The sequence below is a fragment of the Primorskyibacter flagellatus genome (assembly GCF_048268605.1).
GTDB classification, from domain to species: domain Bacteria; phylum Pseudomonadota; class Alphaproteobacteria; order Rhodobacterales; family Rhodobacteraceae; genus Primorskyibacter; species Primorskyibacter flagellatus.
Map to the genome: position 1 here is coordinate 1 of NZ_JBLWVF010000027.1, position 20,726 is coordinate 20,726.

A 20,726-nucleotide genomic window follows, 5' to 3' on the forward strand; every position below is an offset into this window, starting at 1 on the left:
TCTTTCCGGACGACCAGAAAACCCGACACATGCCTCGGCCGCTCGCAGCGCCAGCCGATCCCGCAACAAGGCTTTGGGGACCTCTTCGCGTCCCAACACAAGATGCAGGTGGTTCAGCGCCGCGCCCGACAAAAACGCCACATCTTCAAAGGCTTCAGGACGTGCCGAGGTGACCCATGCGGGCATCCGGGGTAGAGTGTCTGTGTAGGTGGAGTGTTCCGGTCGGGCAAATGTCATGACTGAAGCCTAAACCATCGCGGCGCTTTGCTCCAGAAAATAGCACAGAAAACGCCTCACTCTATCTTTTGCCATAACGTCCGATAAGTTTGCCTTATCGGACATTAAAATGTTACGCTCGAAAACATGGGTAATCTCACAAATAAGAGCACCAAAAGCGAGCGTTCCGACGCCCATGAGGCCGAGGTTTCGAGCTCAGCGTCCAATGACGCGCCGAACAGTGACGAGCACAGCGGGAGAGAACGTGCATCAATCGCCCTGCCCAGCCATGTCGCCGGGTCCGGCACTCTGGACCGGCTGGTCGACACGGCGCGCGGATATGCCGAAGCCTCGACAGCCGAGAACACAAACAAGGCCTACGCGGCCGATTGGAAGCATTTCGCCCGCTGGTGCCGGCTGAAAGGAACGGATCCCCTGCCCCCCTCGCCCGAGATGATTGGGCTTTATGTCGCTGATCTGGCCGCACCAGCTGGGAAGGCCCCTGCCCTTTCAGTCTCCACGATCGAGCGCCGCCTCTCGGGTCTTGCATGGAACTATACGCAACGCGGGTTCACGCTCGATCGCAAGAACCGGCACATCGCTACAGTCCTGGCCGGGATCAAGCGCAAACATGCACGCCCGCCAGTTCAGAAGGAAGCGATCCTGCTGGAGGACATCCTAGCCATGGTAGCCACCCTGCCCTACGATCTGCGCGGGCTCCGAGACCGGGCGATCCTTCTCGTAGGTTTTGCAGGGGGCCTGCGCAGGTCGGAGATCGTCAGTCTCGATGTGCACAAGGACGACACACCGGACTCAGGCGGCTGGGTCGAGATTTTCGAAGGCGGTGCCATGTTGACGCTCAATGCCAAAACCGGCTGGCGTGAGGTCGAGATCGGACGCGGTTCGTCCGACCAGACCTGCCCGGTCCACGCGCTTGAGCAATGGCTGCACTTCGCGAAGATCGACTTCGGTCCGGTTTTCGTGCGGTGTGCGCATGACGGAAAACGCGCACTCGAAACCCGTCTCTCCGACAAGCACGTCGCGCGGCTGATCAAGGCAACTGTGCTAACAAGCGGTATCCGGTCGGAACTGCCGGAAGCAAAACGGCTTGCAATGTATTCAGGCCATTCCCTACGCGCCGGGCTCGCCTCCTCAGCAGAGGTCGATGAGCGCTATGTCCAGAAGCAGCTCGGCCATGCCTCGGCAGAGATGACGCGCCGCTATCAGCGCAGGCGCGATAGGTTCCGGGTCAACCTGACCAAGGCCGCAGGGCTCTGAGCCTTGCAAATCCCTCCGTTCTGGTGAAGCGCTAAGGTGAAATTCAGACGCTGCGGTCTCAGCTTAGCGACTCAATTGAAATCGGGAACTAAACGCGACACTCATGATAGGTTATGCGCGCGTTTCCACAGGGGATCAGCCCCCCCTGCCCCAGTCAAAGGCCCTGCAATCCGTAGGCTGTGTCGAGATATTCGAAGAACACGCTTCAGGCGGCAATCGCGCGCGGCCAGTGCTGGCCGGTGCCGGACGCCGCAACACCGACGACCGCTTGCCGGCGATCATTGCGGCCATTAAGGGGGCAGATCCCAACATCACGCTGCACGCAATCTGTGACCGGCTGGAATCCATGCGCGAACGTACCCCGCGTCGACGAACACGTTGGCAGCCGTCGTCCGCAAAGATGCTGCTCGAACGGGCCAAGCGCCTCGGGCTGTTGTAGTCCGCCGTGGCAGGAGATCTACTGTTCTTGCTTGACCGGCAACTCCCAGAATCATCGGCACCACGAACAGAGAGACACCGAAACATCCAATCAGGGCTTAAGAGTAGTTCAGACGCGCAAGAAAACTCGCGAGGCACGCACGTCTCGCTAGGTTCATATTTTTTGACGTATAATCAACATATTAGAAAGCGGAAACGGGATGTCCGCCCATTGGGGCTGTGGATAACTCTTTTACTACATTTAGATTCTACTTGCCGGACTCAGTCGTTCGTGGCATTTCAGTTCTGACGGCAAAACGCGTCAGACGTGGCTTCATCCGTCAGAACGATAAAGAGCCTTAGCAAAGGCCATGAGAGGCGGCAGTACATGGATGATCAAAATACGGGCTACACGCAAGGGATAGGCTCTTCGGACATCGGAGCATACGCAGACAGTCTTGCTGAGTCGCTTGACCGGCAGATGAAAGTTGCATTTGAGCCAGAAGAACGCAAATCTTTGCGGCGCTTCAGCTCCACTGAAGTTGCCGAATTGCTACGCGTCAGCCCGTCGAACCTGCGCAATCGCCATAAAGATGGCAGTTTTCCTGAAGTTCACACGGACGGTCGCGGCCACAGGTTTTACTCGGCCGAAGATATTGACGAACTCCGCAGCATTTTAGCCCGGACAGGAAAGAACGCTGACGCATACCGGCCCGGACGCCGAGAGGGCGACCGCCTTCAGGTCATATCGGTCGTGAATTTCAAGGGCGGAAGCTCGAAGACAACGGCGACGATTCATCTTGCTCACCGCTATGCCTTGCGTGGCTACCGTGTGCTTGTGCTGGATCTTGACCCGCAAGCCAGTTTGACAACCTTTTTCGGTTTCCGGCCCGAGCTTGAATTCATCGAAGGTGGCACGATCTATGACGCCTTGAGGTACGAAGACCAGGTCCCACTCTCGGAGGTGATCCAGAAAACGTATTTTCATAAGCTCGATATGGTCCCGGCCGGCTTGATGTTGTCCGAGTACGAGACCGAGACAGCAAACGCGCTCGCGCGTCGTGTTCAGCCGATTTTTGCGGAGCGTCTCGCCCTGGCTTTGGAGGAAGTCGATTCCGACTACGACATCGTGCTGATCGATTGCCCTCCGCAGCTGGGCTTCCTGACATTGACAGCATTGGCAGCGTCGACGGGCCTGCTCGTGACGGTCGTTCCCGGCATGCTCGACATCGCGTCGATGAGCCAATTTCTCAAGCTTGCTTCGGAAACGGTCAAAGCCGTCGAGGAAGCGATCGGACGGCAAGTCACCTGGGATTTGGTGAAATTTCTGATCACGCGCTACGAGCCCTCGGATGGGCCACAAACGCAAATGGCCGGATACCTGCGTTCGATCCTCGCAGGCCAAGTCATGACCGAGCCGATGCTGAAGTCGACAGCCATATCTGACGCCGGAATGACGCAGCAAACCATCTACGAGGTAGACCCAAGCCAGTTCATTCGGAAGACGATTGATCGCGCTTCGACCAGCGTGAATAGCGTTGCCGATGAACTGGAACAGGCAATCCAAATGGCATGGGGGCGTCGCTGATGGCCAGAAATATCTTCAACCAACCTCCGAAAGACGAGAAAGAGCCGGCAGCCCCCTCCCCTGCCCCGGTCAAGTCCGCGAAGCTACCTGGCTCCGTTGGCGGATTGCGGGATTCGCTCCGCGAAATCACTGCCAACTCAATCCGAGACATCGAGCCCGACCGGATCATTATGGATGGCCTCCGGGATCGGCTGATCCTAGAAGATAGCAGCATTGATGACCTCGCCGAGAGCATTCGCAAGCATGGTCAGCAAGTACCGATCATGGTTCGCCCCTCAGACCAACCGGATCGATACCGCATCATCTACGGTCGGCGCAGACTTGCGGCCATTCGAAAAGTTGGCGGAACGATCAAAGCAATCGTTCGAACACTCGATGACGATGCCTCACTGATCGCGCAAGGTCAGGAAAACAACCTGCGGCTGGATCCTTCATTCATTGAAAAATCTATATTTATCAAAGAGATGCAAGAGTCTGGATACAAGCCAGGCGTAATTCAGGACGCTTTGGGCCTAACTCGGCAAGGTGTGTCGAACCATCGTGTGGTCATCGAGCAACTGCCCATCGAACTTGTCCGACTGATCGGTCCGGCGCATGGCGTGGGTCGACGGCAATGGAGTGATTTAGCTGCGCTTTCAAAGAAGGCACCGCTTGTCGACATTGCGCGTGAGACACTGACCGCCCTCCCTGACGCCACTCCGAGCGCAGACAGATTTCAAGCCGTCTACGTCGCTTGTTCCAGAAAAGCGCGTCGCACGGCCAAAGTCACCCACGGCCAAACGACCGTGGTGAAAGACAAGAGCGGTCGCCCTGTCGGCACAGTTTCAGTTGATGGCAAGTCAATTGCCATCAAGATCACCCGCAAGGAGAACCCGGAATTCGGCCAATGGCTCGAAGAGCGCGCGGAAACCACACTGCGACGGCTTTTTGAACAATGGCAGAATGAGAGTGACTCGGGGGCCTGATCCCCGGTCATAACTATAAACACGAGCAGAGGAGAAAGGCGACGACCAGAAAGAAAAGAGCCCCCCAAAGTTTCCCCTGGAGAGCCCTCATCATCAGTTTGCACCTATGATGTAGCAATCTCCGACATGCCGGTCAAGCGTCACCGATTCGGTGGACGTCTTTTTGTTGCCTTTTCTTGCTTTAAACTGCGGGAAGAGCCGGGGAAGTTGTGGGCCGCAACGGTCGTCGTCCAGAAAACATGGCATTCACAAAACTTTCCGTTCAACCCTCGGACGTCGGCAAGGTCATGGCCCACGCGTCCACACCTGAAACCGACATCTGGGCTATTTTTCGCGCACTCAGAGACACTCGTAGCCTGTTCGGGCTCCGCCCTGGGCATGTCCAAACGCTTCAAGCGATGCTAAGCTTTCTCAAGCCTGGCCACGGCGATACTGTATTCGCTTCCAATACAGCGATCTGCCGTCGAATTGGCGGGATCGATGAACGGACCCTTCGTAGGCACATTGATCGCTTTGTAGAACTCGGCTTCATGAAGCGCCAAGACAGCCCTAATCGCAAACGATACCGAGTGAGGTCATCCAGCGGCCAATCCATCAGCTATGGCCTATCACTCACACCGTTGTTGGACCGTGCCAACGAGCTACTTGCCGCGGCTCAAGAGATGGAAAACGCACGCCGTGATCGCATATTCTTGCGAAAGAGAATCCTGTCGAGACTTGCACATCTAGAGGAGGCAGACCCCGAAAGCATACACTCTCATGGCATACGTCGAGTTCTTCGGAGGAAACTCTCGATCGCAGAATATCGCGCACTGCTTGACGAGTTGGATGCTCACTGCGAGCAGATGTCCACCGCGGTGGACACGCCAAATACAATGGAACTGCCCGCCAATGACGGACAAAATGTCCGGCACCATTCTAAGTCTAAAAAAGAAGAAAAAGACTTAGAAAGCGCCCATAACGGCGAAACGCCCGTCCTGCAAACCCTGACCGCGGTCTGCGATCAAGCCACATCTCTCGCAACGGCCTCACTAAAAAACTGGGATGACGTCGAAAGCCATGCCAGGGCCCTCGCTCCGATGATGGGGATTCACACAAGTACGTTCGAAAAAGCTACAAGCAAGGTGGGTTCTCGAAAAACATCCTGCGCCATCTTCATAATCCTACAGCTAGGCAACCGTATCCGAGACTTTGGAGCTTATTTTCATAGTATCACTCTCGGTCGCAGAGAAATCGATTTCAATCCATCGCGCTTGTTGGAAAGGCTTTCTCATTCACCGGCAACCCCTGCATGATGTCCACCGCGGTGGACAAGCTGAAAGGACGAAGGTACCTGCGAAAAGAACAACTGAAAGTCAATTCGTGAACGTGGCCTCTAGCACTCTCTGTTGAACATATGATGTGAACGTAGTAGGGAAAGTGACCCTGCCTTTCTCCCGAGATGTCGTCTTCGATAAGGTCGCGTTAAGCTGATCGAACATAGCCCGCGGCAAGGTTAGCATATCGGTCAAGGTGCCTGCCGAGAACATCACCCGCTGAGAATTGCCCCTAATCTGAGCATCCAACTTAAACCGCGGCTGATGGTCAATGATCTCAGACCCAGTCGCTCGTGACGAAGCTGGAACGCTTGCCGAAAACAAACCACACACCCTTGGCCAACAGGCCTTCAATTCACATGTGATGCCGTCCCAAATACAGTGAGCGGCCCTGCAAGTGAACGGTGCCTACCAACATTACCATATGCTAGCGGGCCATCAATTCGACGCGTTGCGCTCCCAAGCGCAGCGAGCCGGGGTTTCGCACGCGTATGACCGTGATCGCTTCAGCACGACTGGATGGCGCGAAAGCTTGTCCGGCACAGGAAATCGAGGGTAATCGAACAGAAGGTGTCAGATCTTCGCCAACAAGGATTTCGCCTCCAAGGCGAATCTTGGACGCATAAGAAAGAACATAGGAGCCGCCGACGAAAATCAGACTGGTCACAGCCGCCAGTAAGGCACAACCTGCAATAGCGGGGCAGGGGGGTCATGTGCATCGCGTGGTCGGATTGGCGGTCCGTCGTTGACCGATCCATTTCTGATGATGGTTGATTTTCGTAAAGATGATCCGCAGTTTGGCTGAGAAATCGTGGCCGTCTCGGGTCGGGCGTCGCGCATCCGGAAACGCCTTCGGGCAGCGCCAAGGGCCAGATGGACAGTTTCTAGCTCTGGGCCAACCTATCCTGTGTCGTCAAGTTGTAGCGCATTTTTCTTCGCGGAATTCATTCGTAGGACCAGGCCCAAGCAGTCTGGTGCCTTTTCAGGCCATCGTATTCCTTTTGAAATCACTAGATACGCGGTCAGGGTGTATCACCGGTTTCCCTTGGCTCATATAAGGCCGTCCTCGGCAGCCGTCACAGAAAGATCGCCCAACGCGTCTGATCTTGTGGCGTCACGCTTTTCTTTATAAGCGAACAGATCATTCGCTCGAACGCGGCGGTGCCGCCCCGTTTTCGTGAACGGAATTTCTTTCGTCTCAAGAAGTTTCACCAGGAACGGGCGTGAAACGTTGAGCAAATCTGCTGCCTGCTGTGTTGTCAGTTCCTCCTCGACCGAGATCATCCGAAACCCACGACCGCTCGACACGAGGCGCAATATCTCGAGGAGAGCTGCCGTCAAGGCTGGTGCAAGGGCCACGGTTTGAAATTCGCCGCTGCAATGGGCAAACGATAGGGTTGTGGGCTCGCCTTCCTTGATTTGGGAAGCGACAATTGCTTTGAGTTGTTCGGCGTTCTTGATCTCCACCTCGTCGGGCAGGAGAATAAAAAACGCCGCTTTGTCGAGAGCGTTCATCCTGTCTCTCCAGTTCTTACAGTTTGGGTTAGATATAGGCTATCAATCATCCGAAATATTCGAAATATTCGAAATATTCGAAATATTCGAAATATTCGAAATATTATCAAGCCATGTGAACAGACCACAAGACAGTTAGGCGACCTGCCGGCACCGGCCTCGAGCAGACAGTCGTCGATATGCGAGCCGGTGATTTGACCATGAATAGTAGCACCAGACAATCCGGCGGTAACAGAAACGCGGCGTTCTTCAATCGGCTGTGACGCCAGTGACGCGCGGGCCCAGAAGGAGCATGAAAATCACCAGGGCGAGAAACGTCATGGCGTTATCCAGAGCCCTATTTTTAACTCGATTTCTGCCTCGTTGAATTCCAAACGACCAAAAACACCGCGACACATCCGCGACGCAACCTGTGCGCCATTCAAATACCTATCTGCAACGACAGCTAATTTCGTCCATTCCACAAAGCGAATTGAACATTTTTGTCCCCATTGTGCTGGCGATCTTGGGAACTGCCACAGAATTCGCCGGTTTCACTTCCGCATTTCGCAGGGCAAATCTTGAAAGATCTCGCCGTTTGGTGAGCAAATGCTGGACGAGACCGCCAGCGTGACCGAGGACCAGCTCTCCGTCACGCGCTGGTTGGTTGATGCCACTTTCCAGTATCACGTCTGATGATCCGAATAATATTCTCGTTACCTGGCAGAAACTGCCGTGTATGCGCACCGGTTACGATCCGCCGCCGCGATGCGCTGCTTTGAGGGGGGCCGTATGTTATCGACGGTCATGATCGGCCGTCTTTTGCGCGCCGTGCCGGCAAAATGGTCCCGGTGCATGGTCCGAACCCAATACGGTAGCCGTCGCCTTGCGCGTGGCCGTTCAGTGTCAGGGTATCGCCATCCTCGATAAAGGTGCGAGTTTGACCGTCATCCAGGGTGATGACGTCTCTGCCACCCCATGTCATTTCCAGAAGCGAGCCGAACATGCCTTTTTCGGGACCGGAGATCGTCCCGGAGCCGAGCAGATCGCCAGTGCGCATTGCACAGCCCGACGAGGCGTGATGCGCAAGCTGCTGGGCGGCCGAATAATACAAGGTATTGTAATTGGTCCGGCAGATCTCCGTTGCCTCCCCATCTGGCGCAGCCATGGTTACGGAGAGGTCGATGTCATAGAGCATCGGCCCGGTGTCCTTGATATGCCGCAACAGATCATGTTCACGCGGTGGCGTATCGCAGCGGAACGGATCAAGCGCCGCCTTGGTGACCACCCAAGCGCCGATCGTGGTGGCGAAGGCCTTGGCCTGAAACGGTCCCAACGGCTGGTATTCCCAGGCCTGAATATCGCGCGCCGACCAGTCGTTGAGCAGAACATAGCCGAAGATCATGTCGTCGGCCTGATCCACGCTGATGCGCTGGCCCATCTCCGAAGGCGTGCCCACGACCGCGCCCATCTCCAACTCGATGTCGAGCCGTTTGCTGGGGCCGAAGCGGGGCGTGTCGTCCTGCGGCCCCTTGAGCTGGCCCATGGGACGGTGGAAGTCGGTGCCGGAGACGACGACGGTTGAGGCACGCCCATTGTAGCCGATGGGCATGTGCAGCCAGTTTGGTGGCAGAGCATTTTCCGGGTCGCGAAACAAAGAGCCGACATTGAACGCGTGTTGCCGGCCAGCGTAGAAGTCGGTGTATTCCGTCACTGTGAAAGGAAGATGCGTCGTGACGCTGCTCATGTCGTGCAAGGCATCGGCGACCGCTTGGGTCTTGTTGCCCTCACGCAGCAGCTCGGTCAGCTTTTGACGGACGTCGGTCCAGACCTTCTTGCCCTTGCCCATAAAGGTGTTGAGGGCAGGGGAGGCGAACCCGTGCTCTGGCAGCACCCCGGCAGATTGCAGTGCTCCAAGGTCCAGCACACTGTTGCCGATGGCGACGGCGCAACGCGGTGAGTCACCCGCTGAAAAGACGCCGTAGGGCAGGTTGTTCAGAGGGAAAGGACTTTGGGGAGCGTTTGCAGTCTCAACCCAGGAGCGGATCAGATCGGGCATTGGAATATCCTTTGTCAGGTAGCTTCTGGTTGGTTTTCGGGGCCGGGCCGCAACAAAAAGGCGGCGAGGTCAAGTCACCGTGCCTCGTTTGCGGTCAGGTGGGCAAAGGGCGTCAGGCCAGCCCCCCGCGATGCGCATTGCAGAGCTGCGGCACAAGATACAGCGCCCCCAGTTCCGTTACCTGGCCAAAGCAGAACGGCGCGTAAGAACCGATCAGCTTGTTGAGCGCGGTATAACTCGTCGTGTTCTGCTTTCCGGCAACCTGGCCCACCGGGATCGCCGTGACGGTGGTCCCTTTGAGGTTCAACCCGATCCTGACACGGTAGGAGGTGGTGGAGCGCCGATAGGTGTCGCGCTTCATTTCTTGCCCGGCGAGCCATCGAACTTTTTCTCAATGTCCTTCCAGCAATCAATGTAGTCGTCCTGAAGCGGGGCGTCCTTGCCGGCGAACTGGGTCAGTTGCTGCGGAAATCGGGTCTCGAACATGAAGGACATGGTGTTGTCGAGCTTGTCCGGGCCGAGATTGGCGTTCGAGGCTTTCTCGAAAGCTTCGCGGTCCGGACCATGCGGCAGCATCATGTTGTGAAGGCTCACGCCACCGGGCACAAATCCCTGCGGCTTGGCATCATATTGGCCATAGATGTTGCCCATCATCTCGGACATGATGTTCTTGTGGTACCAGGGGGGCCGAAAGGTATCTTCCATCACCATCCAGCGCTCGCGGAACAGCACGAAGTCGATATTGGCCGTGCCGGGCTGACCAGAGGGTGCTGTCAGGACCGTGAATATCGACGGGTCGGGGTGATCGAAGAGGATCGCGCCGACCGGGCAGTAGGTCCGCAGGTCGTATTTGTAAGGCGCGTAATTGCCGTGCCAGGCAACCACGTCCAGCGGAGACTGTCCGATCACCGTCGTGTGAAACTGGCCGCACCATTTCACCGTCACGGTCGAGCGTACCTCGCGGTCTTCAAAGGCCGCAACCGGTGCCTTGAAATCGCGCGGGTTGGCCATGCAATTCGCGCCAATCGGGCCACGGCCGGGCAGCTCGAATTTCTGGCCGTAGTTTTCGCAGACAAATCCACGCGCAGGGCCGTCGAGAAGCTCAACCCGGTAAACCAGACCACGCGGGATGATCGCGATTTCCTTGGGTTCCAGGTCAATGACCCCTAGTTCGGTTGCGAAACGCAGGCGGCCTTCTTGCGGTACCACCAGCATTTCACTGTCAGCAGAGAAGAAATACGCGTCCTCCATAGATTGCGTCACCAGATAGATATGCGTGGCCAGGCCTACTTGAGTGTGAACATCGCCCGCCGTCGTCATCGTGCGCATACCCGTAAGCCAGTCCAGCGGCTCCTCCGTAAGCGGGATGGGGTCCCAGCGGTACTGGCCCAATGACGTCACGTCGGGATGAATGTCGGGTGCTGAGCGGAAATGCGGCAGATCGATTTTCTCGTAGCGGTGGGAATGCTTGACCGAGGGGCGAATACGATAGCACCAAGTCCGTTCGGGCCGCACATCGGTAAATGCCGTTCCCGAGAGTTGCTCGCCGTAAAGTCCATAATTCACCTTTTGAGGCGAATTCATGCCTAGCGGCAGGGCACCGGGCAGCGCCTCGGTCTCAAAATCATTGCCGAAACCCGGCATATAGCCTGGGGTAATTGTCATGCCATCGGCTTTTACAAGCGGTGTTGGGTTCTGAGTTTTCATATCATGCCTCCTGCGTCATAATGACGGTTTGCTCCATCAACCACAATTTTACAGGACGGTGGTTCGCACCGATGAGACGGTCAAAGCGCCGTTTCATCAAGTGAAACCTTAGAGTGCGGCAGAAAGCGTCCTCTTGGGCTAATGTGACAACGCTTTCGGACAGATTTGATGCGTCCGGTCTTTGATGGTGTCTTGAACAAGACCCCCGACATTGTCGGCTTCGTTCCGCACAGATTGGCATCTGTGCGTTCCACCACAACCTCGTCCAGACGGCCCGTGTTTCTGTGAATCACGGTTGCGTCGAGCAGATTCAACGCTGCCATCCGATGGTACTGGCCTTCCAACGTCCGGTCCCTGATCTCTTGCTGACGCCTGACCCACAGCACGTTCTTTGGCGCGTGGTGGGCCTTCATCGCCAGCGGCATGATATGGCGTCGCAGCCACGATTGACAGCAATCGTATTTTTTTGCCTTCTGGAAAGTGCGTTCGGGCAAGACGATCTCCACGGTGAAATCGTGCGGCCTGACTAACTATTGATGCATCAGGCTGCTCGTTGGCCGGAGGGTGAACTTGCAAGCTTATGTCAGTATCTGATATGATTGAGCATATAAGGAGTGCCTGATGCCAAACATCCACTTGACCGAACCGATGCAAAAATATGTGCAGTCGCAGATAGAGTCCGGTGCCTATGCCAATCTGAGCGAAGTCGTGCGCGCTGGCGTGAGGTTGCTGATGGAGAAAGACGGTGCCAGACAGTTCTATGCCCTCAAGGCCGATCTCGAGAAGGCGGCCACTCTGGCGGAGAATGGGGATTTCTCGGAGTTCGATGCCCAAGCCTTCGAACCGGGTGCATTTGACCGCTGAATGGCATGACCATTAGGCTATCCGGTCTGGCCAGGTTCGACCTCGAAGACATCCGAAACTACACTGTTGAAACTTGGGGCAGGGACCAGTGGTTGATCTACTACCGCCAACTGGTCAACGCCTTCGAGCGGATCACCGAGGATCCCGACACTGGCCGAGACCGGAGCCTGTTCGTGCCGGGCATGCGGTCCGTCAACTGCCAGCGCCATGTGATATTCTTCAAGCGGCTCGACGCGGCGGGGGGCGCAGCGGTCATCCTGCGCATCGTGCACCAGCGCCGCAACATGCCCGCCTTGGTCTACTACGAGGATCTGGACGGCGGTTAGGCCTTTGCTTCACCTCACGCCGATATCTCGACCAGTCCTCCATAGTCGCGACTGACCTCCTGCGCCTCGCGAAATACGAGATTGCTTTTACGCTTGGCTAAGACGGCATATATCACCGGCTGAAAAACGCTGCGAACTGTGCTTCGATCGGGTCCAGGAATCGTGTCGTGCCACGCGAAGGTTCGCGCAGTGCGGGCATGAGCAAGTCGTAGCGGAAAGGTTGTTCGGGGTGTAGAGGACTCGGCCGCTCGCCGCGAAATTGGCGGCCGTCACAGGCTCGACGATTGAAAGGCCCGCCCCGTTTGCCAGCAGTTCGCGGATTGAGGCCGACAATTGCGCTTCCGCGACGATACACGGCCGCGCGTTTCCGGTAGCAAGGAATATGTCTGTCTCAGACCGCGTAGCGATTTCGGCTCCGAGCGCCACGAAGGGCTGTTCGTGGAAATCGCCGGGCTCTAAGCGGATTTTCCGCCCGAGCGGATGGCCGACCGGGAGTACGGCCTGCATCGGAGCGGTGTAGGCCGGCCTGCGTTTGACCGCCGGATGATCGGTGTCGAGTGCGGTGAAACCGAGGTCGAATTGCTGTGAACTGAGGTGCCGCAGCACCGCTTGCGAGCTTCGGGCACGGAATCGAAACAACAGTCTGGCATTGAACAGATCCGAATGGGTGACAAGGCGCGCGCTGAATGAGAGGGTGCCTTCTAACAGCGACGCAAGCTCAAGGGAAATCGGTGATACACGCCAGACGGCGTATCCGATGATTTCAGAAGGAAAACGATGGCCTGAAAGGCACCGGATGCCTTGAGTTTGGTCATACGATTGCATTCCGCGAATGGACATGTCCCACAACTTGACGATCCGGCTGGATCGTGTTCCGGTTTGTTGCAATGAACTTGGATACAGGTTTGCCTTTGTCAGGTGCCGACAACAACGGTTGCGGTCATTTGTTGGAGGCAAGCGATGACGCTCTGCGCGGTGATCCGCCCGGTTGCCGGGTTTTCGTCACTGGGTCGGTTCTGGATGGTCGCGGTAAAGTCTGAACTGTCCGATACCACGCTTACCGAATGCAGGTTGTGTTGCAGGGCTGGATCAGCCCAGACTTCCATCTGCGTTTGGTCCGGCCCAAGGCCCGCAAGGCTGAGTGCGGCGGCCACATTCACGTTTGCGGGAAATTCCTTCGCAATCTCGGTGACGCTACCGGCCATTAGCCGGTATGGTTCTTTGATCGCCGTCAAATCGACATCGATCTTGGTCAGGTAGGGCGCATTCAAAAGCCCCGCAACGGGTTTGGACGTTTTGATCGTGACGGATTTGAGTTCACCGACAGCGACTGCCTTCAATGCATCAATCGCAAGCATCGCACCTGACGGGACGACGATCCGTGCGCCGGTTGCCTTCGCGCGCGAGATCAAATCCTCCCGACCAAGAAGCTGGCTGGCCGACAGCACGACAAGCGTTTTCCCGGCGTCGATAACCGGTCGCGCAATATCCGCAAACATTTGCGGAGGGAGGCATTCCAGAACGATGTCACAGTGATCCGCGATGGCGTCCATGTCATAGATCGGGACGGGCGTTGCGAGTGCTTCGTTCAGTTCTGCGCCGCGTGTTTGTGAACGTGCGCAGAAGCCAGCCAATTTCATGCCGGGCAACGCACCACGATCCAGTGCCTTGGCCACGGTCATTCCCACTGCACCCATTCCGGAAATTCCGATTTTCATGCGCGGTACCTCTCAACCAGCTCGACAATTCTATGCGCTGCGGCCACGGCGGCATCATGGTTCTGCGAGAAATTGAGCCTGATACTATTGGCAGAGTTCGGCCCGAACTCTGCGCCCGGAGTCACGGTGACATTGGCCTGACTGCGCAGCAGACGTACAAATATGTCGGGTTCATGCACCAACTCGGGCAGCTTTGGAAAAATATAGCTTCCCCCTTGCGGCGTCGAGGTCTCCAGCCCGGCAGCGCGAAACACCTTCAACAGGTCATCGCGGATCGCCTGATGTTGCGTGATCCGGTCTGCCAGCCATCCGTCAGGCTCTGCAAACCAGGTCGAGAGCGCCGCCTGATTGTACCCGGCTGCCCGCAAAGACACGATGGCCTGAAGCTTTTCCATCCGTTCGATCAGTTTTGGCGTCCCGAACGCGACGCCAAGCCGGAACCCGCTGAGCGATTCCGTTTTGGACGGCCCCATGATCGTGATCAGGTTCTCGGGGCGAGACGGGCAGGCCCGCAAATGGCAAAAGCTCTCGCCCTCGTAAAGCAAACGGGAATAAAGCTGGTCGACAATCACCGTCGCGTCGTATTGCGCGGCCAGTTCCGCAATCCGTTCAATCGTGGACTGGGAATAGATCAGTCCCGTCGGATTGTTCGGCGTCGAAAACACCATGACCCGCGTGCCGGTTTTGAACGCCTGCTCAAGGATCGCAAGATCCGGTCCCCTGGTGTTTGAGTCCATCCCGTAGTCAAGGGGGATGGGCACGACCACACCGTTGAAAAACCGCACCAGTTTCCGGTTGGCGAAATAGTCGGGCTCGACAACGGCCACCTTCGTGCCGTTCTCGACGACCGATCCAAGCGCGAGGAATAGCGCGCCCTGGGTGCCCGGCGTCACAATCAACTCCTGATCCGCATCAAGCGGCGCGCCGGTGAACGCGGCAAGCCGTTCTGCCACATCGCTACGAATTGAACGATCGCCGCGATATTCCGTATAGGCCTGCTGACCCCCACGTTCATAGCCCTCCTGCCACGCGGCCTGAGCGCCGGGGGTTGGCGCGAAGGCATCAACGTCGCCATGTGAAAAATCCACGGCAATGCCGTCCAGTGGTTCGCCGCGCGACATGGAGGACAGGGCGCTGTTGTCTTGCCTGACTTCCTGACCCGGTGCATTCTCTGCGCCGAGTTCCATGAATTTTCTGTCCAGCGTCTCCATAGCGTCACTTTCGGTCTTGAAGGGGTGTCGGTCGCCCTTGGTGTCGTTTTCAGACCTTTGCAGTGTTTGCGATGAGCATCGGTCAAACAGCGTTGTTATTTGCCATGCGCTGACTCTAGATCCAATCCAGAGAGCGGTAAATATTCTGCATGGCGTTGCCAAGTCGCTGGTGCGTCACCAAAGGTAACAGGCGGACATAAAAAGACCAGCCCATGTCCCGCGCCTCGAAGGCTTTGATTGTCCACGCAAAGTGACCGCATAAGCAATGGCAACGTCGCAAACTCTTGAATCACCCATCTTGGTGCTGCCGATGTCATCGCCAGACCAGAACCAATGCCCACTGGATTTGGGATGACATCACGCGTGCGTTGAAGGCGACCTGAGATCTAACGCCCCGGCTTTCGCTGACAGGAACTCTGATACCTTGACGGTGCCTGCGGGATTGTTGTCGCCTTTGCTCCTTCGCAGCGTTGCTGACTGTCGTATTGTCATGGGGAGCCGCGCAATAAGTCCTGAACCATAGAAAGATCCGACCAGCCTGATGCCTTCGCGTGCTTCCAGCGAAATCTGAACCTCCGCCAACGTGCTCCTCGAAAGTACGTGGGATAACACACTTTACGAATCCCAAGTTTCGCCCACGCCGTCAAACGCGGAAGCGCTACCCCCACGTCAACTTGATCAACCCACCTAGTAGACGCACTATTATTGTTTACTTTTCGGGCTGAACAGGTAGCACTTACTTCTAAAACAACTCGAAAAATGTGCATTTCTTGCATGATTGATACATGGGGAAGCAATGGAAATCGCGCTTCAGGCGACAGGGTTGACGAAAGAGTTCAAGGGCTTTGTTGCCGTGAACAATGTCGATCTTTCGATAGAAAAGGGAACGATACACGCCTTGATCGGCCCGAACGGCGCTGGCAAGACGACCTGTTTCAACCTGCTGACAAAGTTCCTGCAACCCACCCGTGGAACAATCAAGTACGAAGGCCGCGACATCACCCGCATGAAGCCCGCCGAAATCGCCAGATTGGGCATGGTGCGGTCGTTCCAGATATCGGCGATCTTTCCGGACCTGACCGTGTTGCAAAATGTCAGGGTGGCTTTGCAAAGAGGGCGCGGGGAAAGCTATGATTTCTGGCGCTCCGACAAGATATTGTCGAGGTTCGACGACCGCGCGCGCGCCTTTATCGACGAGGTGGGCTTGACCGAGTTCACCGATGAGCGTGCCGCTGCCTTGCCCTACGGGCGCAAACGCGCGCTTGAGATTGCCACGACGCTCGCCCTGAGCCCCGACATGCTGCTACTGGATGAACCAATGGCCGGCATGGGGCGCGAAGACGTTGAGCGGATCTCGAAGCTGATCCAGAAAATTGCCGAAAACCGCACCGTTTTGATGGTGGAGCATAACCTGTCGGTCGTGGCCGACCTGTCGGATCGCATCACGGTACTGGCACGCGGCGAAATCCTGGCGGAAGGCACTTATGACGAGATTTCGAAAGCGCCCGAAGTGATCGAGGCATATATCGGAGCAAGCCATGACTGACGCGTCCGAAGTGCTTTTGAAAGTGTCCGACCTGCAAGGCTGGTACGGCGAAAGCCATGTTCTGCACGGTGTGGATTTCGAAGTGTGCCAGGGCGAAGTGGTGACCCTGCTGGGACGCAACGGCGCGGGCAAGACCTCGACGCTTCTGGCGATCATGGGAATACTGGGAAAGCGCACCGGCTCTGTCACGTTCAAGGACACCGAGACGATCGGGATGCAGCCGCGCGCCATCGCCCGGCTGGGTATCGCGCTTTGCCCCGAAGAACGCGGCATCTTTTCTTCGCTGAGCGTCGAGGAAAACCTGATGCTCCCCCCGCGCATCGCTGATGGCGGCCTGACCGTGGAACGGATCTATGATCTTTTTCCCAACCTGAAAGAACGGCGCACCAGCAGTCAGGGCACGAAACTGTCGGGCGGCGAACAGCAGATGTTGGCGATTGCCCGCATTCTGCGCACCGGGTCCAAGATGCTTTTGCTAGATGAACCGACCGAAGGACTGGCACCGGTCATCGTGCAACAGATCGGGCATACCATCGCCGCGCTCAAGAACGAGGGTTTCACGATTGTTCTGGTCGAACAGAACTTTCGTTTCGCGGCATCGGTCGCCGACCGGCATTACGTCGTGGACCAAGGCCGCGTCGTGGACATGATCCCCAACGATCAGCTTGAAGAAAACACCCAGAAACTTCACGATTATCTGGGCGTCTGAACCAATAATAAAGGCGCGTCTGCGCCGTAACCAGGAGGAACCCCATGTTCAAGAAACTCGCAGTCAGTTCCGCGGCCCTTGCCGCGATGATCGGCTCACCCGCGCTGGCGCAGGATATCGCGGTGAAGCTCGGCGTTCTCAATGACCGATCCGGCGTCTATGCGGACCTGTCCGGCGAAGGATCGGTTGTGGCCGCGCGCATGGCGGTAGAGGATTTCAAAGCAGCCGACAAAGGCATCGCCGTCGAAATCATTTCGGCAGATCACCAGAACAAGCCCGATATCGGCTCGAACATCGCGCGGCAGTGGTATGACGTGGATGGTGTGAACGCCATTCTCGACGTGCCGACATCCTCTGTGGCGCTTGCGGTTGGCGACATCACGGCCGAGAAAAACGGCGTGATGATCAACTCTGGTGCCGGGTCTACATCGCTGACCCGCGAACAATGCCGTCCCACCACGGTTCACTGGACCTATGACACCGCAGCCCTGGCCACCGGCACAGGTGCGGCAATGACCAATGCGGGCGGCAAGAAATGGTTCTTCCTGACCGCTGACTATGCCTTTGGTCACTCGCTTGAGGAAAATACGTCGCGCGTCGTCGAGGAAAACGGCGGTGAGGTCGTCGGACAGGTCAATGTGCCGTTCCCGGCGCAGGATTTCTCGTCCTTCCTGTTGCAGGCTCAAGGATCGGGCGCTGACGTGATCGGTCTGGCAAATGCCGGCGGCGACACCGTCAACGCGATCAAGCAGGCGTCGGAATTCGGCATCACTCAGGCGGGACAGAAACTGGCCGCCTTGCTGTTCTTTGTCACCGATGTGCATGCTCTGGGCGCGCAGACCGCACAGGGTCTGTCGCTGACCGAAGCGTTCTACTGGGATCAGAACGACGAGACCCGCGCCTGGTCCAAGCGGTTCATGGACACGCATGGCGCGCAGCCAACGATGGTCCAGGCCGGCGTCTATTCGGGGACGATGGCCTATCTAGCAGCGGTTGAGGCCGTGGGCAGCGCCGATGACGGCAAAGCCGTATCCGCCAAGATGAAAGAGATGGAGTTCGACGATCCGCTCTTCGGCACAGTCACCGTGCGCGGCGACGGGCGGGCGATCCACGATATGTACCTGTTCGAAGTGAAGACACCCGACCAGTCCGAAAACGAGTGGGACCTGTACAACCAGATCTCCTCGATCAGCGGCGAAGAAGCGTTCTTGCCGATGCTGGAAGAGTGCGACTTTACCAAGCAGTGAACATTGTCCTGCCTCTGTCCGACTGTAACGGTCGGGCAGAGGCTATCTGATCAATCGACCAACAGGACCGCAAAATGTTTGAACTTCTGGGAATACCGCCGCAGGTTCTGATGGGTCAGCTTTTGCTGGGCCTGATCAACGGGTCTTTCTATGCGGTCCTGTCGCTGGGGCTGGCCGTGATCTTCGGGTTGCTCAACATCATCAACTTCGCCCATGGCGCGCTGTATATGGCCGGCGCGTTTGTTGCCTGGATGCTGCTCAACTACCTCGGCATCGGTTACTGGCCCGCACTTATTCTGGCACCGCTTATCGTGGGTGCCTTCGGCATTGTTCTGGAACGCACTATGCTTTCAAGGCTGTATCATCTGGATCACCTTTACGGGCTGTTGCTGACCTTCGGATTGGCGCTGATCATTCAGGGGTTGTTCCGCAACTATTACGGCATTTCAGGGCTTCCCTATCAGATTCCAAACCTCCTCTCCGGGGGACAGAACCTGGGCTTCATGTTCCTGCCCAACTATCGCGCCTGGGTCGTCGTAGCATCGGTTCTGGTGTGTTTCGGCACATGGTTCATGATCGAAAAGACCCGGCTCGGTGCTTATCTGCGCGCCGCCACGGAAAACCCGGTGCTGGTTGGTGCCTTCGGTGTGAACGTCCCGCTGATGATCATGCTGACCTACGGGTTCGGCGTCGCTTTGGCGGGGTTCGCGGGCGTGCTGGCCGCGCCGATCTATTCGGTGAACCCCACGATGGGTGAACAACTGATCATCGTCGTCTTCGCGGTCGTGGTGATCGGCGGCATGGGGTCAATTATGGGGGCTATCTTGACAGGTTACATGCTTGGCATCGTCGAAGGGCTGACACGCGTCTTCTACCCGGAAGGATCCGCCGTGGTCATCTTCGTCATCATGGCAATCGTTCTGATGATCAAGCCCGAAGGTCTGTTCGGGAGGCCCGCATAATGGCTATGGCTGAAAAAACAAGTGACGCCGCACCACAGGCGCAGGCGGTCGGAATGCCGGCCCTTCACAAGGTCATCTTTGGCGTCCTGCTTGCCGGGCTGATTGTCCTGCCGTTCTTTGTTTATCCGGTCTTTGCGATGAAGGTGATGTGCTTTGCCCTGTTCGCCGCCGCCTTCAACTTGTTGCTGGGCTTCGGTGGGCTGCTCTCATTCGGACACGCGGCCTATTTCGGCGGCGCCAGCTATATCTCGGCCCATGCCGCCAAGGTCTGGGGTCTGACGCCCGAACTGTCGGTCTTGTGTGGAGCGGCCGCAGCCGGTGTGCTGGGTCTGGTCATCGGCTCGCTCGCGATCCGCCGACAGGGGATCTATTTTGCCATGGTCACCCTGGCATTTGCCCAGATGGTGTATTTTGTTGCCTTGCAGGCAGAATTCACCGGCGGCGAGGACGGTATCCAAAGCGTACCGAGGGGCGATCTGTTCGGGTTGATCCCGCTGGCCGACAACATGGCATTGTATTTCTTCGTGCTGGCCGTGACATTCGGTGGCATCCTGCTGCTGTACCGGATCGTCCATTCGCCCTTCGGCCAGGTGCTGAAAGCCATCCGCGAGAACGAGCCGCGTGCCATCTCGTTGGGCTATGACGTGAACCGGTACAAGCTGATCGTGTTCACATTGTCTGCCGTGATGTCAGGTGTGGCCGGAGCCACCAAAGCGCAAGTGTTCCAACTTGCTTCCCTGACCGATGTGCATTGGTCAATGTCGGGCGAAGTTGTGCTGATGACGCTTCTGGGCGGCATGGGCACAGTCTTTGGGCCATTGGTGGGGGCGGGCATCATCGTCACGATGCAGAACTATCTGGCCACTTTTGGAGCATGGGTCACCGTCATCCAGGGTGTCATCTTCGTAGTCGGGGTGCTGATGTTCAGAGAAGGGATCATCGGCGTCCTGGCGCGCTGGTTCAAACGATCACTTTGAACCGGCGCTCAGTGTTTTGACGCAAGTACCCGAAATTGCCGACCCGCGCTAAGCGATAATAGATTCAAGGCGGGCAGTTCAAGCGACGCATCAGCCAGCCCTGCAAGATGGCGTGATACTCCAACG

21 protein-coding genes and 2 pseudogenes are annotated in these 20,726 nt (G+C 57.0%); 13 read left to right on the forward strand and 10 right to left on the reverse strand.

The window, feature by feature from the left end:
* Positions 1 to 237: DUF1403 family protein (locus tag ACN0WV_RS17975; protein ID WP_417607638.1), on the reverse strand; the 237-nt coding region annotated here is incomplete at its 3' end.
* A 126-nt stretch (positions 238 to 363) separates the two neighbouring features.
* Here ACN0WV_RS17975 and ACN0WV_RS17980 point away from each other — a divergent pair.
* The 6 genes and pseudogenes from ACN0WV_RS17980 (at position 364) to repC (ending at position 5,759) form a co-directional block, all read left to right on the forward strand.
* On the forward strand, positions 364 to 1,494 hold the full coding sequence (locus ACN0WV_RS17980) for a tyrosine-type recombinase/integrase (RefSeq protein WP_417607640.1): 1,131 nt from the start codon (positions 364 to 366) through the stop codon (positions 1,492 to 1,494).
* A 103-nt stretch (positions 1,495 to 1,597) separates the two neighbouring features.
* Positions 1,598 to 1,720 (forward strand): annotated as a pseudogene (locus ACN0WV_RS17985) (recombinase family protein); the annotation flags it as partial.
* Positions 1,721 to 1,933: pseudogene (locus ACN0WV_RS17990) on the forward strand (recombinase family protein); the annotation flags it as partial.
* A 366-nt stretch (positions 1,934 to 2,299) separates the two neighbouring features.
* Positions 2,300 to 3,499 carry a plasmid partitioning protein RepA gene (gene repA / locus ACN0WV_RS17995; RefSeq protein ID WP_084353050.1) on the forward strand — a complete coding sequence of 400 codons (1,200 nt, stop codon included), beginning with the start codon at positions 2,300 to 2,302 and terminating at the stop codon, positions 3,497 to 3,499.
* On the forward strand, positions 3,499 to 4,464 hold the full coding sequence (repB, locus tag ACN0WV_RS18000; RefSeq protein WP_417607642.1) for a plasmid partitioning protein RepB: 966 nt from the start codon (positions 3,499 to 3,501) through the stop codon (positions 4,462 to 4,464). The genes repA and repB overlap by 1 nt, the downstream gene beginning before the upstream one ends.
* 239 nt (positions 4,465 to 4,703) lie before the next feature.
* On the forward strand, positions 4,704 to 5,759 hold the full coding sequence (repC, locus tag ACN0WV_RS18005) for a plasmid replication protein RepC (RefSeq protein ID WP_084353052.1): 1,056 nt from the start codon (positions 4,704 to 4,706) through the stop codon (positions 5,757 to 5,759).
* A 448-nt stretch (positions 5,760 to 6,207) separates the two neighbouring features.
* On the opposite strand, the gene ACN0WV_RS18010 is transcribed toward repC, so the two are convergent.
* The 6 genes from ACN0WV_RS18010 to ACN0WV_RS18035 all read right to left on the reverse strand — a co-directional run bounded on the left by ACN0WV_RS18010 (position 6,208) and on the right by ACN0WV_RS18035 (position 11,534).
* A complete protein-coding gene (locus ACN0WV_RS18010; RefSeq protein ID WP_084353053.1) occupies positions 6,208 to 6,447 on the reverse strand; it encodes a hypothetical protein in 240 nt (79 codons plus the stop codon).
* A 383-nt stretch (positions 6,448 to 6,830) separates the two neighbouring features.
* Positions 6,831 to 7,295 carry a helix-turn-helix domain-containing protein gene (locus ACN0WV_RS18015; RefSeq protein WP_084353054.1) on the reverse strand — a complete coding sequence of 155 codons (465 nt, stop codon included), beginning with the start codon at positions 7,293 to 7,295 and terminating at the stop codon, positions 6,831 to 6,833.
* 784 nt (positions 7,296 to 8,079) lie between these two features.
* Positions 8,080 to 9,333: a fumarylacetoacetase gene (gene fahA, locus ACN0WV_RS18020; protein WP_417607644.1), complete on the reverse strand. Its 1,254-nt coding sequence runs from the start codon at positions 9,331 to 9,333 to the stop codon at positions 8,080 to 8,082.
* A gap of 112 nt (positions 9,334 to 9,445) precedes the next feature.
* A complete protein-coding gene (locus tag ACN0WV_RS18025) occupies positions 9,446 to 9,694 on the reverse strand; it encodes a glutathione S-transferase family protein (protein WP_084353056.1) in 249 nt (82 codons plus the stop codon).
* The gene (gene hmgA, locus ACN0WV_RS18030) at positions 9,691 to 11,040 is read right to left on the reverse strand and encodes a homogentisate 1,2-dioxygenase (protein ID WP_084353057.1); all 1,350 of its coding nucleotides are present in this window, start codon (positions 11,038 to 11,040) and stop codon (positions 9,691 to 9,693) included. The genes ACN0WV_RS18025 and hmgA overlap by 4 nt, the downstream gene beginning before the upstream one ends.
* Positions 11,041 to 11,120: 80 nt before the next feature.
* Positions 11,121 to 11,534, reverse strand: a complete 414-nt coding sequence (locus ACN0WV_RS18035) for a Tn3 family transposase (RefSeq protein WP_143514565.1) — start codon at positions 11,532 to 11,534, stop codon at positions 11,121 to 11,123.
* Positions 11,535 to 11,661: 127 nt separating this feature from the next.
* Here ACN0WV_RS18035 and ACN0WV_RS18040 point away from each other — a divergent pair, with 127 nt between their 5' ends.
* Positions 11,662 to 11,904, forward strand: coding sequence for a type II toxin-antitoxin system ParD family antitoxin (locus ACN0WV_RS18040; RefSeq protein ID WP_084353059.1), 243 nt, complete (start codon positions 11,662 to 11,664; stop codon positions 11,902 to 11,904).
* A gap of 5 nt (positions 11,905 to 11,909) precedes the next feature.
* A complete protein-coding gene (locus tag ACN0WV_RS18045; protein ID WP_084353060.1) occupies positions 11,910 to 12,230 on the forward strand; it encodes a type II toxin-antitoxin system RelE/ParE family toxin in 321 nt (106 codons plus the stop codon).
* An 87-nt stretch (positions 12,231 to 12,317) separates the two neighbouring features.
* On the opposite strand, the gene ACN0WV_RS18050 is transcribed toward ACN0WV_RS18045, so the two are convergent.
* The 3 genes from ACN0WV_RS18050 to ACN0WV_RS18060 form a co-directional block, all read right to left on the reverse strand.
* Positions 12,318 to 13,070, reverse strand: coding sequence for a LysR substrate-binding domain-containing protein (locus ACN0WV_RS18050; RefSeq protein WP_084353061.1), 753 nt, complete (start codon positions 13,068 to 13,070; stop codon positions 12,318 to 12,320).
* A gap of 74 nt (positions 13,071 to 13,144) precedes the next feature.
* Positions 13,145 to 13,948: an aspartate dehydrogenase gene (locus ACN0WV_RS18055; RefSeq protein ID WP_084353062.1), complete on the reverse strand. Its 804-nt coding sequence runs from the start codon at positions 13,946 to 13,948 to the stop codon at positions 13,145 to 13,147.
* Positions 13,945 to 15,135, reverse strand: a complete 1,191-nt coding sequence (locus ACN0WV_RS18060; RefSeq protein ID WP_417607648.1) for a pyridoxal phosphate-dependent aminotransferase — start codon at positions 15,133 to 15,135, stop codon at positions 13,945 to 13,947. The genes ACN0WV_RS18055 and ACN0WV_RS18060 overlap by 4 nt, the downstream gene beginning before the upstream one ends.
* A gap of 820 nt (positions 15,136 to 15,955) precedes the next feature.
* On the opposite strand from ACN0WV_RS18060, the gene ACN0WV_RS18065 reads away from it, so the two are divergent.
* From ACN0WV_RS18065 to ACN0WV_RS18085, 5 genes are all read left to right on the forward strand, one after another.
* Positions 15,956 to 16,705 carry an ABC transporter ATP-binding protein gene (locus ACN0WV_RS18065; RefSeq protein ID WP_084353064.1) on the forward strand — a complete coding sequence of 250 codons (750 nt, stop codon included), beginning with the start codon at positions 15,956 to 15,958 and terminating at the stop codon, positions 16,703 to 16,705.
* Complete coding sequence (locus ACN0WV_RS18070) at positions 16,698 to 17,414, forward strand: ABC transporter ATP-binding protein (protein ID WP_417607650.1); 717 nt, start codon at positions 16,698 to 16,700, stop codon at positions 17,412 to 17,414. The genes ACN0WV_RS18065 and ACN0WV_RS18070 overlap by 8 nt, the downstream gene beginning before the upstream one ends.
* A gap of 44 nt (positions 17,415 to 17,458) precedes the next feature.
* Positions 17,459 to 18,661 (forward strand): ABC transporter substrate-binding protein, encoded by a 1,203-nt coding sequence (locus tag ACN0WV_RS18075; protein WP_084353066.1) that lies wholly within the window; start codon positions 17,459 to 17,461, stop codon positions 18,659 to 18,661.
* Between the two features lie 74 nt (positions 18,662 to 18,735).
* Complete coding sequence (locus ACN0WV_RS18080) at positions 18,736 to 19,623, forward strand: branched-chain amino acid ABC transporter permease (RefSeq protein WP_084353067.1); 888 nt, start codon at positions 18,736 to 18,738, stop codon at positions 19,621 to 19,623.
* Positions 19,624 to 19,628: 5 nt separating this feature from the next.
* A complete protein-coding gene (locus tag ACN0WV_RS18085; protein WP_084353168.1) occupies positions 19,629 to 20,600 on the forward strand; it encodes a branched-chain amino acid ABC transporter permease in 972 nt (323 codons plus the stop codon).
* The last annotated feature ends 126 nt before the right edge of the window (positions 20,601 to 20,726 follow it).